Origin of the sequence: Pedobacter sp. MR2016-24 (genome assembly GCF_026239655.1) — a bacterium.
In the GTDB taxonomy this organism is placed as follows: Bacteria; Bacteroidota; Bacteroidia; order Sphingobacteriales; family Sphingobacteriaceae; genus Pedobacter.
In genome coordinates, this window is the sequence record NZ_JAPIVO010000009.1 from 324,702 (window position 1) to 337,815 (window position 13,114).

The 13,114-nt window shown below is 39.4% G+C and carries 14 protein-coding genes; 10 read left to right on the top strand and 4 right to left on the bottom strand.

Translation table 11 applies throughout. The features are described 5' to 3' along the window. Nucleotides 1-180 precede the first annotated feature (180 nt). Together OQX62_RS24095 and OQX62_RS24100 are read right to left on the bottom strand one after the other, a co-directional pair. The gene (locus OQX62_RS24095) at nt 181-852 is read right to left on the bottom strand and encodes a hypothetical protein (RefSeq protein WP_265834227.1); all 672 of its coding nucleotides are present in this window, start codon (nt 850-852) and stop codon (nt 181-183) included. Between the two features lie 8 nt (nt 853-860). Continuing rightward, on the bottom strand, nt 861-1,031 hold the full coding sequence (locus OQX62_RS24100) for a hypothetical protein (protein WP_265834228.1): 171 nt from the start codon (nt 1,029-1,031) through the stop codon (nt 861-863). 109 nt (nt 1,032-1,140) lie between these two features. On the opposite strand from OQX62_RS24100, the gene OQX62_RS24105 reads away from it, so the two are divergent. Genes OQX62_RS24105 through OQX62_RS24115 form a run of 3 tightly spaced genes read left to right on the top strand, consistent with a single transcriptional unit; the run spans nt 1,141 to nt 2,765 of the window. Beyond that, a complete protein-coding gene (locus OQX62_RS24105; RefSeq protein ID WP_265834229.1) occupies nt 1,141-1,635 on the top strand; it encodes a M15 family metallopeptidase in 495 nt (164 codons plus the stop codon). Between the two features lie 16 nt (nt 1,636-1,651). Next, entirely contained in the window at nt 1,652-1,987 is a 336-nt protein-coding gene (locus OQX62_RS24110; protein ID WP_265834230.1) for a hypothetical protein, read from the top strand. Then, nucleotides 1,971-2,765, top strand: a complete 795-nt coding sequence (locus OQX62_RS24115; RefSeq protein ID WP_265834231.1) for a hypothetical protein — start codon at nt 1,971-1,973, stop codon at nt 2,763-2,765. Before OQX62_RS24110 ends, OQX62_RS24115 begins: the two co-directional genes overlap by 17 nt. Here the strand turns inward: OQX62_RS24115 and OQX62_RS24120 are convergent, their stop codons facing one another. Continuing rightward, nucleotides 2,766-3,032, bottom strand: coding sequence for a hypothetical protein (locus tag OQX62_RS24120; protein ID WP_265834232.1), 267 nt, complete (start codon nt 3,030-3,032; stop codon nt 2,766-2,768). A 942-nt stretch (nt 3,033-3,974) separates the two neighbouring features. On the opposite strand from OQX62_RS24120, the gene OQX62_RS24125 reads away from it, so the two are divergent. The 7 genes from OQX62_RS24125 (at nt 3,975) to OQX62_RS24155 (ending at nt 12,644) form a co-directional block, all read left to right on the top strand. Further along, nucleotides 3,975-6,068 (top strand): nitrite reductase, encoded by a 2,094-nt coding sequence (locus OQX62_RS24125; protein ID WP_265834233.1) that lies wholly within the window; start codon nt 3,975-3,977, stop codon nt 6,066-6,068. Further along, nucleotides 6,065-6,853: a uroporphyrinogen-III C-methyltransferase gene (gene cobA, locus OQX62_RS24130; RefSeq protein WP_265834234.1), complete on the top strand. Its 789-nt coding sequence runs from the start codon at nt 6,065-6,067 to the stop codon at nt 6,851-6,853. Before OQX62_RS24125 ends, cobA begins: the two co-directional genes overlap by 4 nt. A 3-nt stretch (nt 6,854-6,856) precedes the next feature. Then, a complete protein-coding gene (locus tag OQX62_RS24135) occupies nt 6,857-8,362 on the top strand; it encodes a TSUP family transporter (protein ID WP_265834235.1) in 1,506 nt (501 codons plus the stop codon). Continuing rightward, entirely contained in the window at nt 8,362-9,066 is a 705-nt protein-coding gene (locus tag OQX62_RS24140; RefSeq protein WP_265834236.1) for a phosphoadenylyl-sulfate reductase, read from the top strand. Before OQX62_RS24135 ends, OQX62_RS24140 begins: the two co-directional genes overlap by 1 nt. Before the next feature lie 10 nt (nt 9,067-9,076). Then, nucleotides 9,077-9,982: a sulfate adenylyltransferase subunit CysD gene (gene cysD, locus OQX62_RS24145; RefSeq protein ID WP_265834237.1), complete on the top strand. Its 906-nt coding sequence runs from the start codon at nt 9,077-9,079 to the stop codon at nt 9,980-9,982. Further along, complete coding sequence (locus OQX62_RS24150; protein WP_265834238.1) at nt 9,982-11,232, top strand: sulfate adenylyltransferase subunit 1; 1,251 nt, start codon at nt 9,982-9,984, stop codon at nt 11,230-11,232. The genes cysD and OQX62_RS24150 overlap by 1 nt, the downstream gene beginning before the upstream one ends. Before the next feature lie 119 nt (nt 11,233-11,351). Then, nucleotides 11,352-12,644 carry a gluconate:H+ symporter gene (locus OQX62_RS24155; protein WP_265834239.1) on the top strand — a complete coding sequence of 431 codons (1,293 nt, stop codon included), beginning with the start codon at nt 11,352-11,354 and terminating at the stop codon, nt 12,642-12,644. Between the two features lie 33 nt (nt 12,645-12,677). On the opposite strand, the gene OQX62_RS24160 is transcribed toward OQX62_RS24155, so the two are convergent. Further along, the gene (locus OQX62_RS24160; RefSeq protein WP_265834240.1) at nt 12,678-12,896 is read right to left on the bottom strand and encodes a hypothetical protein; all 219 of its coding nucleotides are present in this window, start codon (nt 12,894-12,896) and stop codon (nt 12,678-12,680) included. Nucleotides 12,897-13,114: the final 218 nt, after the last annotated feature.

The following is a 13,114-nucleotide window of genomic DNA, read 5'->3' on the forward strand; positions in this document are numbered from 1 at the left end:
TCCCCTATATTTGATACGTCTGGATATAGTAAAATCTAGTTATAATATCATTTTGAAGTTTGCTTCACTTTTTTAGGTGGAGTAGGTGTGTCAAACATTGACTTGGCTGTTCGAGTCTTAACATCTCGAATTGTTTGCTTTTTATTTAGGTTCCCCATAATTCTAAATATACAAAATTTATTAGAAAAGTTTAACAGGGTATTTATCAATACCGCTTACTCTATCCATAAATGATGAAAGCTTAAGATAAGCTGCATTATTTGATTTTAAAATATCAATATTGATTTCACTGTAAACTTCAACACCCTGACTTATATGTTCTATTATCAGTTTGTTTTCCATAAGAACGAGAATCAGACGACCATGAACGTAGATGTTCCTATCTGTAATAAAATCAGCGAATAATTTTGTGATTTCCTTTATCTTTTCAATTGTATCATACTCAGGTATGTCTTTACGTTTTTTTACGTGGGGGCTAAATACACCTCGTAACTTACTGAAATCCAATTTTGTTAATATTTCTTTTCCACCTTCTATTTTAAGGGATTCAAACAAAGTAGCTATTTCATCATCATTCAGAGTTTTTAGGTAATCCCTTAATCTGACATACAAGATTTCAGCATTATTTATACAATGGTTCATCAAGCCTTGGATGGCAAAATAGTTATTCCAGTCTTCTGCTACTACCATTCTGCCAACTTCCTTTCCATTTTCATCCATTTCAACCAAAACGTTCATATTTTTAGTCAGTTGAATATCTGTATATATAGAAGGTACATTACAATAGGGGAAATAATGAAGCCATTTTTTCTCGGTGGATAGTTGATAAGGTATTGGGTGTAATAGTTCCATAGTTTAGATTAGTCTGATATTTTTTGATTCAATCTTTTTAGAGTTTCAATTTCATTCTTTGAGAATCCGCTATTTAATAATTCCTCTTCATTCAATGGCGAATTATCACCACTCAATTGTTTTTGGAGCATAGTTCCCATGAATCTTTTCACTAATTCTGCCTCGCTTGGTGTAGCCATATTTTCTGATTGTTAATTGTTAGCTAGCAATATAAACTTTGAGAAATAGAAATACCTATTATTTATCATTTTTTGATAATTGTAAAATCCATTACCTCCCTAAAAAGGAATGGAAAAAAAATCAATTGAAAGGCTTAATGCTCTTCATCCACTCACAAGAGAAAAAGCACTGGTTGCATATGCAGAAGCAGTAGCTAAAACACCAAAAGGAGTTCATCCCTTCATAACTCAGACCCTTAGAACGTTTGAAGAATCTGATGCATTATATGCTTTAGGTAGAACTAAAGTTAATCCAGATGGTAAGACAGCTAAAAAACCATTGGGGAATATAGTCACTAATGCTAAAGCAGGTCAGAGTTATCATAACTACGGTTTGGCACTGGATTTTTGTCTTCAAATCGATGGAAAAACATCATGGGGAATTGATGAAAATTGGTTACTTGTTATCGAAATTTTCAAGAAACATGGTTTTGAATCTGGTAATGATTGGAAGAAATTTAAAGATGCTCCGCACTTGGAAATGAGAATGGGCAACCACTGGAAGCAGTTACTAATACTACATAATTCGGGTAAAATCGATAAAGACGGTTACGTCATAATTTAATAATCAACAACCACTAATGGCTAATCTAATTCCAACTACAATGACTTTTGAGCAGATATCAAAGGATGTAAAAACCTATCTGATAATTGTGATTGTTGGCCTCCTTTTCAATTCAATTCGTCAATCTTACCAAAAAAGTGATAAAGATGATGTGAGGTGTGAAAAGGCATTAGCTGCTAAGGATGTAATCATTGCTAAACAATCTGATGAATTAAGAGCAGTCAATAAAGAAAATACTGATTTCTATAAAATGATAGTAGTGCAAAAAGGCATGCTATCACTACAGACGACGATAGTTGAAAAGCAAAATGATAGTCTCCAAAAACAAAGAAAAGATGACAAACTTAAGTAAAATATTTTACGCTGTATGTCTGTTCATTACAGCTATCAGCATTGCAGTTGCAATATATTCGTATAATAAAAAAGAACCTGTACGACAAGATGACAAGGCGAGGAATATAATCGTTGCAGAAGCAACAATCATTGCCAAAAAGTTTGATAAGAACGGTGCAGAACACACTATTGTAGATGAAACGAATAACATACTACCTGCAAATTTAATAGCTTCAAATCAAGGCTATGACGTTGCTTTTGTGGATAGCCTAATCAGCGTTACAGATATCCAGAAAAAAGAAATTGTAAGCTTAACCCAAATCAACCAGACGATATCAGGAAAGAATTTAAAAGCAGTAGCAGTGTTGGATTCATTCAAGAACAAGACATATAGTTATAATGACAAAAATCTTTATGTTTCATTTACCCCTGATCAAGACAGTAACAAAGTTGGCCTTTTCAATTATCGCTATAACCAGAATTTGAATGTGATTCAGTATAACAGAAAAAAATGGCTGTTAGGAGCTGAAAAAAGCTACATTGATATCAGTTCTAACGATACCAACAGTACCATCAATGGTGTGAAGAAATTAACCGTTCTGAGGAAAGATAAACCATTTGGGATGAAGTTAACAGCGAAATCTGTTTATCTCCCTCAGTCTAATAAAATAGGCATGGGAGCGCAACTAAGGTTGAGGTATAAACGTACTACAATCTCTGGTAGTAATTACTATTTCCCAACAAATCAGAAGTGGATACCCGTTATTGGATTGGAGTATGATTTACTGAATTTCTAATTATTTAATCCACCTTTTAGAGTTATCACATAATAATACGTCAATACCATTTACCCAAGAAATGAAGTCTAAGTGATATCTTGTTGATATTCTAACTATGGTAGGTATTTCATATTGCGCAGGATGTGAAGCAATGTATATGAACTGTTCAATTACTGTCAGTTCATCCTTAGAAAGCTCAACCTTATTTTTCCTGTCATCCAGAATAATTCGTTTATTCAGTTCTAATTTGAGTTTTCTGGAAAGCTTGTCTATCTGTTCTTGCATATGTTAAAAATTAAATGGTACGTCTAAATTAGTTAAATTTTCATTCCAATTTGCATTGCTAAAAATATTAGTATAATTTTGATGTATGAATATCGGATATGCACCCCTCAGAGATTTATCGCCAACGCTTATGGAATGGGTTGACAAATCTCGAATTAAGCCACACCTTTCAAATAATTCACAATTTATCATTTGTAGTCATGATAAGATATATTTTGCTTTAGCAAACCTGTCAACTGACTACAGAAAGAAACACGTTTATGGGAAGTATGAAAGTTATTGTACGGCACTTTATGAAAATCTAAAACCTTCATTTTATCTATGGTGCAGTAAATGGAAGTTCAATAAAATTGAAATTGATATGATTTTTCGGTGTGAAAATCTGTATTTTTCAATGACTAGAACTATAATTGTTGCACCTGCTGATATAATGCAGGACTAAAACTTTGGATTCTGATATCAAAATCCCAGATTCCTTATCTAAAATCGTGAACGAAATCGTGAAATTTGCACTTTTTTTCATCTTTTTGAAATTATTTTCAATTTTTATTATCGGTTCAAAAACTGCGTTTAGAGCATAATTAGGCTGATTTGGTAACGCTTTGTTCATTTTGTGTTAACACTGTAACCGCATCTTTGGGGTGATAATATATTTGGTTAGTATTTATCAAGTTTAGGTTTAGTTGATAAAAAATATCAGGGTGGATGTCCTGATATTTTTTTTTGCGCCTGATTTTTTTAGGAAATATTATCCTGCTATCTGAATCTTTATTCATCCCTTTTTTATATCTTGCTGTAATACAGGTCGTAACTCACATTTCTGTAGTCGGATCATCATTTTTTGCATTTAAAACTACTAGATCTATATATATTATATATATTTGAGTTCAGAGTTTCACAACCGCTCTGGGCAAAACAAAACCAAAACCAAGATTTATTGACATGCAAAGTTTTAGAACGGAGCTAGAAAATCCGATAGTAGAAAAAGATATCATAGATCTTGAGCAGAAGATCCGTGCCTTTCGTGAGGGGAAAATTCACGATGAGAAATTCCGCAGCCTCAGATTGGCCCGTGGAGTTTATGGGCAGCGACAGCCTGGTGTACAAATGGTGCGTATTAAACTGCCATTTGGTAAAGTTACCTTTCAGCAATTGTTAAGAATAGCGGAGGTATCTGACGAATATGGCAGTGGAAACCTGCATTTAACGACCAGACAGGATATTCAGATTCATTATGTGAGCCTGGACCGTACACCTCAACTGTGGGCAGAACTGGAACGTGATGATATTACTTTACGTGAAGCCTGTGGTAATACCGTAAGAAACGTTACTTCTTCACCAGATGCGGGTATCAATCCTGATGAACTTTTTGATGTGTCACCCTATGCTCAGGCGGTTTTTAAATACTTCCTGCGTAACCCGGTATGCCAGGAAATGGGCAGAAAGATCAAAATTTCTTTCTCTGCAACAGAAAAGGATACTGCTTTTAGTTATATCCATGATTTAGGATTTATTCCGAAAATAAATGAAGCTGGGGAACGCGGCTTTAAGGTCATGTTTGCCGGTGGATTAGGGGCACAACCTTTTCTGGCCAGTGTGGTACATGAATTTCTTCATGAAGATCAGATCATTCCTTATACAGAGTCCGTTCTGCGGGTGTTCGATCGTTATGGAGAAAGAACAAACAGGAATAAGGCAAGAATGAAATACCTGGTGCAGAAACTGGGACTGGAAGAAGTTATCCGCCTGATTGCTGAAGAAGTAACAGCAAATAAGGTTAAAACGTTTAAGATAGAGACAGCAGCTATTCCCTTACCTTTTATTCCGGAAGCTATAGTAGCAACAGAAGATAAAGCTGACGATGAATACCATTATCAGCAATGGCTGGACACGAATGTTTTTGAGCAAAAGCAACAGGGTTTCTATGGTGTATACATCAAAGTGCCAGTTGGGGATATCAAAACTAATAAAGCAAGACTTTTCGTGGAGGCTATACGTCCTTATGTAGCTGATGAGATACGCATTACCCAGAATCAGGGATTACTGCTAAAATTTGTTAGAAAGGAAGCACTGCTGCCCTTGTATAAAAATTTAAAGGCACTTGATTTTGCGGTGCCGGGATTTGATAGTATTGCGGATGTGACCACCTGCCCGGGAACAGATACGTGTAACCTTGGTATTGCAAACTCCATGTCGTTAGCGGTGGTGCTGGAAACGGTCATCCACGAGGAATATCCTGATCTGGTTTATGATAAGGATATAAAGATTAAGATCAGCGGATGTATGAACTCCTGTGGTCAGCATGGGCTTGCTCATATTGGTTTTCATGGTAGCTCTGTTAAAGCAAATGGCAAAGTTGTACCCGCAGTACAGGTCATGATTGGCGGTGGTACTGTAGGTGATGGCATAGGCCGGGTCGCAGAGCGTGTCATCAAAGCACCAACAAAACGTGCCCCGGCAATATTAAGGGCTGTATTGGATGATTTTCACACCAATTCCGCTGAGCAGGAAAGCTTTCATGCATACTATGATGCCAAAGGGAAAGATCATTTCTACCAGTTATTGAAGCCGCTGGCCGACCTAACCGCATTGAAAGATGAGGAATATGTGGACTGGGGACATGAAGAAACCTTTATCACCGCAATTGGTGTGGGGGAATGTGCCGGTGTGGTAATTGACCTTGTAGCTACATTATTACTTGAAGGGGAAGAGAAACTGCAATGGGCAGGTGAAGCTTTTGAAGGTAAAGCATGGTCTGACGCAATTTATCATTCTTACAGCGTTTTTGTCAATACGGCTAAAGCCATGTTACTGGATAAAGGTGTAAACAGCAGCACGCAGATTGGTATTCTGAGAGAATTTGATACCAACTATGTTGAAACGGGAGAGGTCAGCTTATCTTCAACTTTTAATGAGCTGGTATTGCAGATCAATAAAAATGAACCTACGGAAGAATTTGCAATTACTTATCTGAACCAGGCAACTGAATTTTACAAACAAATGAAGGCGAAAAGGGAGGCGCAATTCGTATCATGATTGAAGCTAAAAGAAAAATAAGAGAGCCCAGAATTACGCTGGTTGGTGCTGGTCCGGGTGATCCGGAACTGATCACGATGAAAGGTGCCAATGCATTGAAAGATGCAGACGTGGTTTTGTACGATGCGCTGGTGAATGAAAAAGTGCTGGAATACGCGTCGACTGATGCAATCAAAATATATGTAGGGAAACGTTCTGGTGAACATTCCTATTCTCAGGAAGCTGTAAATCAGCTGATGGTTGATTATGCATTGAATTATGGTCACGTAGTCCGGCTGAAAGGAGGAGATCCTTTTGTTTTTGGCCGTGGTTATGAAGAAGTGAACTTCGCTGCGGGATATAGTATTGTCGCACAGGTGATTCCGGGATTGTCGAGTTCGATCTCCGTGCCGGGTCTGCAACAGATTCCGGTGACACACCGTGGTTTAAGCGAGAGTTTCTGGGTCGTGACAGGCACAACTGCTTCCGGAGCTATTTCAAATGATTTATATGAGGCTGCAAGAACAAAAGCAACCGTTGTTGTGCTGATGGGCCTAAACAAGCTCAAAGATATTGTTAAACTGTATCAGCAGGAAGGAAGGAGTAAGCTGCCTGTAGCCGTAATCCAGAATGGCTCCACTGAAAATGAAAAGTTTGCTATTGGGATTGTGGATACGATTGTTGAAGTGGTAGAGGAAAAAGGTATAGGTGCACCAGCAATACTGGTCTTCGGTGAAGTAGTTTCACTGCATCCCGAATTTCAGCCGATCAGGGACTTTTTTGCTGCAGTTAAAGAAGAATTATAACGCGTGGAGTTAAAAGGTAATCAGCTATTTCCGGTGTTTTTAAAACTCAATCAGTTACAAACCGTAATTATTGGGGCAGGACCTGTTGGGCTTGAAAAACTCAGTGCTGTACTGGCACAGAGTGAGCATGCAAAAATTACAATAATTGCTGAAGATATTTGTGCGGAAGTGGCTGAGCTGGCCTCACGTTTACCACAATTGAAGCTTTACCAGAAAACATATGCTGCAACTGATCTTGAAGAGGCTGATATTGTCATTGCTGCAACAAATAATAATATATTAAATGCGGAGATCATCAAAGATGCACATGCCTTGAAATTGCTGGTCAATGTCGCCGACAAACCTGACCTGTGTGATTTTTACCTGGGATCAATTGTGAAAAAAGGCGATTTGAAAATTGCCATATCAACAAACGGAAAATCGCCTACAATAGCAAAGCGATTAAAAGAGTTGTTCAATGAGAGTCTGCCGGAAGAATTAACGATAACGTTAGACCAGATGAGCAGGTTTAGAAATACGCTGGAGGGGGACTTTAGTTCGAAAGTTAAGAAGCTGAATGAAGTTAGTGCTGTGTTGGTAGAGTCACAGTCAAATGCAATACCTGTTACCATGATTGAGACGGCGACGAATAAAAAGCCGCTTCCGAAATTCAAATGGCTGATCTGGCTGACTATTGTATTGTCTCTCGCCATCCTTGTTGCTGTTTTCTGGCAAAGAGAACCTGAATTTCAAACCTTTGTAGCGGAAATAAATCCGGTGTTTTACTGGTTCCTATTCGGTGGTTTTGTATTTGCTATGGTAGATGGAGCTATTGGAATGTCGTATGGAGTTACGTCAACCGCTTTTTCTTTATCAATGGGTATTCCTCCTGCTTCGGCCAGTATGGGAGTCCACCTGTCAGAAGTACTTAGTAACGGGATAGCGGGCTGGATGCATTACCGGATGGGCAATATCAACTGGAAATTGTTTAAACTGTTGATCATTCCGGGTATTCTCGGAGCAGTTACCGGTGCCTGGCTGCTTTCTTCATTAGAACATTATAGTATGTATACTAAACCACTGGTGTCACTATATACCCTCATTTTAGGATGGGTAATTCTTAAGAAAGCACTCACTAAAACATCTTCCCATAAAAATGGAAAGATTAGAAAGATAGGTCTCCTGGGCTTGGGTGGCGGTTTTGTGGATGCGGTAGGTGGAGGAGGCTGGGGATCAATCGTATTGTCCAGTTTGATTGCCGGTGGCAGAAATGCCAGGTTCTCCCTTGGAACAGTAAAACTGACCCGTTTTTTTATTGCACTGATGAGCTCATTAACGTTCATCACCATGTTAAAATCAGCACACTGGGAAGCCGTAGCGGGATTAGTGATTGGCAGTGCACTGGCTGCTCCTATAGCAGCGAAGGTATCTAACCGGATTTCTGCGAAAAGCATTATGTTGTCTGTAGGTATCATCGTGATACTGGTCAGTATAAGAAGTGTTATTTTATTTATCTTAAAATTTATATAATGAAAGCGTACCTGGATGAGATTGCTTTGCGGATAAAGGATATGGAGCCTGTAGAGGCCATCAGTTTCCTTGCAGAACAGTTTGCCGGACAGATTACTTTTTCGACCAGTTTTGGTTGGGAGGATCAGGTAGTTACAGACATGATATTTGCGAACGATCTCCCTGTGAAGGTATTTACGCTCGAAACAGGCCGGCTTTTTCCTGAGACCTATTATGTGTGGAACAGGACCCTGGAAAACTATCAGCAACCTATCCATGCCTATTATCCCGATGCTGCTGCACTGGAGGAAATGGTCACCAAAAAAGGGCCGAGCAGTTTTTACGAGTCGGTAGAGAACAGGAAGGAATGCTGTCATATCCGTAAGATTGTTCCGCTGAAAAGAGCGCTCCGGGGAAATAAATGCTGGGTTACAGGAATACGGTCAGAACAGTCATTAAACCGTACTGATATGTCAAACCTGGAATGGGACGAACAAAATCAACTGATTAAATTTCATCCTATATTTGACTGGAGTTTAGCCGAGGTGAAAGCATACATTAAAAAGAATAATATTGTATATAATACCCTTCATGATAAGGGATTTCCAAGTATAGGCTGTGCACCATGTACAAGAGCTGTACAGGATGGCGAGGATTTCAGAGCCGGAAGATGGTGGTGGGAAGATCAGTCGAAGAAAGAATGTGGTTTGCATGCCACAAAATAATGTAAAGCACATGAGTAAATATAATTTAGATTATTTAGACGAGTTAGAGGCAGAAGCAATTCATATTCTGCGTGAGGTAGCGGGACAATTTGAAAAGCCTGCATTACTGTTTTCTGGTGGAAAAGATTCTATTACCCTCGTAAGGCTTGCTGAAAAAGCTTTTCGCCCGGGTAAGTTTCCGTTTCCTCTGGTTCATATTGATACCGGACATAATTTTGAAGAAACGATTACCTACAGGGATCAAATGGTAGCCCGCCTGGGGGAGAAACTCATTGTAGGTTATGTGCAGGAGTCGATTGATGAGGGCAAGGTAATTGAACAGAAAGGTAAAAACGCCAGTAGAAATACATTGCAGACGGTTACTTTACTGGATACCATTGCCAAACATGGCTTTGATGCCTGTATTGGTGGTGCCAGAAGAGATGAGGAAAAAGCAAGAGCCAAAGAAAGGATTTTTTCTGTTAGGGACGAGTTTGGGCAGTGGGATCCTAAACGGCAGCGCCCGGAACTCTGGAATGTCTATAACGGGAAAATTCATAAAGGGGAAAATGTAAGGGTATTCCCTATCAGTAACTGGACCGAACTGGATGTATGGAATTATATCCGCAGGGAAAAAATGGATCTTCCATCCATATACTTTGCGCATCAGCGGGATTGTATCACCAGAAACGGACAGCTGATGGCAGCCTCGCCCTTCCTGAATATGGATGAGGCAGATTCCATAATCAGTCGCATGGTTAGATTCCGTACGGTGGGAGATATGAGCTGTACAGCAGCCGTGGAGTCTGAAGCTGATCAGATTGATGATATTATAGCGGAGATCAGTGCATCGAAAATAAGTGAACGTGGTGCCCGTCTGGACGATAAAGTATCGGAAGCAGCAATGGAAGACCGCAAAAAAGGAGGATACTTTTAATGAATATACTTAAATTTTTTACCGCAGGAAGCGTTGACGACGGGAAGAGTACACTTATTGGTCGTTTATTATATGATACAGGATCTATCCTTGCAGATCAGCTGGAAGCCTTACAGCAATCCAACCGCAAAAATGATGATGGATCTATTGATCTGGCCATCCTTACGGACGGACTCCGTGCAGAAAGAGAGCAGGGAATTACAATTGACGTGGCGTACAAGTACTTCCAGACAGACAAGAGGAAATTTATTATTGCTGATACACCAGGACATATCCAGTATACACGAAATATGGTGACAGGTGCATCTACCGCAAATCTGGCCATTATCCTCATTGATGCAAGGAACGGTGTAGTAGAACAGACCATCCGGCACTCTTATCTTGTTTCTTTGTTAGGGATCACCAATGTGGTGATCTGTATCAACAAAATGGATATGGAAGGGTACAGTGAGCAGGTTTACAACAGCATCATTGAAAAGTATAAAATATTGGCAGCTAATCTGGAGCTGAAAGGCGTTACTTTCATTCCGGTAAGTGCATTGAAAGGCGATAATATTGTTAATCGTTCTGAGCATATGCCCTGGTATACCGGTACGAGTCTGCTTGATTTTCTGGAAACAGTTGAAGTTACAGGCAGCGAGACTACTGATTTTGCGAGAATGCCCGTGCAGTGGGTAATCCGGCCACAAACGGATGAGCTGCATGATTACAGAGGGTATGCCGGCAGAATCCTGAGCGGCACGTTTAAAGTCAATGATAAGGTGACTGTTTTGCCTTCTGGCAACAGTTCAGTAATAGAAAAAATTGAAGTTTTTGATCTGAACCCGGAAGAAGTTTTTGCAGGAATGTCTGTTACACTGCACCTGAAAGATAATATCGATATCAGCAGGGGAGATGTACTGGTGAATTCGGCGCACTTACCGCAAAGCTCACAATTGATTGAAGCAGATCTCTGCTGGATGGATAACAAACCAATGGATGATTCTATTACTTATTTTTTACAGCACAACAGTAAACTTACGAAATGTAAGATCCGTGAAATCATTCACCTGGTCAATATCAACACACTGGAAAAGGAAGAGTCACATCAGTTTAAACTAAACGATATAGGTCGCGTAGTCATAAAAACAGCAGATGAACTCGCCTTTGATTTGTTTTCTGAAAATAAAGCGAACGGATCAGCCATATTGATTGACAGTCGCACGAACCTCACTGTTGGCGCGCTGATGTTCAGGGCTATAGTAGAATAAGGAAAATAAAGATAATGGTGATGGGACAGGGATTTTTCTCTGTCCTTTTTTATTATAGTCTATTGTGGCTGATTTTAGTAAACGTTTTTTTATCTTGGGCATAATCAAGCCAAATATATATGGATTTACTGTTCGTCCTTGCTGGAATAATTGCTCTGCTGATACTCATTCTCAAAAAGATAAATCCAATGCTTTCCCTGCTGATCGTGTCTGTACTGACAGGATTGATGCTGGGGCTTCCACTGCAGAAAGTAATGACTTCCATTACCAATGGAATTGGAAGTACGCTTGGAGGTATGGTTATGGTACTTGCCCTTGGAGCAATGGTAGGGAAGCTGGCAGAGGATAGTGGCGCTGCCAAAAAAATCGTATTTGTGCTGATCAGGATTTTTGGGGTACAGCATATTCAATGGGCAGTATTGCTTACGGGGATACTTGTGGGGATTCCATTATTTTATAATGCAGGTTTTGTGGTATTGATTCCTTTGGTTTTTACGATCGCGACAGCAGTTAAACTGCCTAAATTATATGTAGGTATTCCTATGGCAGCGGCTCTTTCTGTAACACATGGCTTTCTTCCTCCTCATCCTGGACCAGTGGCCCTGGCAAGTATCTTTCATGCTGATATTGGAAAAACATTGATTTATGGATTAATACTGAGTATACCGATTGCCATAGTTGCTGGTGTGTTTTTCCCCCGTACCATCATAAAAATTCCCGCAGGAGTAAAATCTACAGCAGATCTTGATCTGAAGGAGGAAGACGGACTGCCATCAGCACTTAAAAGTTTTATCATCGCACTTTCACCGATATTTTTTATTGCTGCCGGTACTGTCGGGGCAGCCTTAAATATAAATTCGTTAGCCAATCATATTTTTGGTTTTATCGCAGATCCCACAGCAGCACTGATGCTGGCCATCATCATCACGCTTATTATTCAGGATACGGCGGTAGAAAAAGCAATGGAGTCCTGTGCTGAAGGAGTGAAAAGCATCGCCATGATTATCCTCATCATAGCGGCGGGTGGTGCCTTTAAACAAATTCTGGTAGATAGCGGGATAGGCGGACAGGTAAAGGAACTCACTGCCAATATGAATGTTTCTCCGCTTTTCCTGGGTTGGCTGATCGCTGCTGCACTGCGCGTAATTTTAGGCTCAGCTACGGTAGCCGCTTTAACAGCTTCAGGAATGGTTATTCCATTTGTTGCCGCAGGTGCTTCCGCAGAATTGATGGTATTGGCGGTAGGTGCGGGGAGTCTGATGTTTTCACATGTGAATGATACTGGTTTCTGGATGTTTAAAGAATATTTCAATCTGACTTTGAAAGAAACTTTTAAAACCTGGACGATGATGGAAAGTCTGATTTCAGTACTTGGATTGGGAGGAGTACTTTTGTTAAATTATTTTATATAATTAATTTTAAGTGCTAAGCTTAAAGCTTTTAGTTTACAGCATCAGTCTCACTTGTGCAACGATCAGAAAGCTCACCAGATTGTCTGTCTCCTTAAAATAAGTGTCCATTTCCAGTACTTCAATAATATTTTCATCCTGAAAATTGAGAATGGAACCTTTTTTTATCATCCATATTATATTAAGGTCTGACGCGTACTCTACTTCCAGCCCCTCTCCAAATACAAGTCTGATACTCCCTTTTAGTGCAGCCATAAGAACGCGTTAAGCCTGTTTATCAATTCTTTGATAAAGCGCAAATAGCATGCTGTTTACAAACGGATTAATACCTGTTCTTTAGTGGAGAGTACCTGTTTTTCAACTATCTTTCATAGAAAAAGTCCGTCTTAATTACTTTTATAAAAAATAGTGGTGTTTTCCGTTGATTGCAGATACATATTCAGTTAATTTTAGATTTAATTATTATTCTCAGC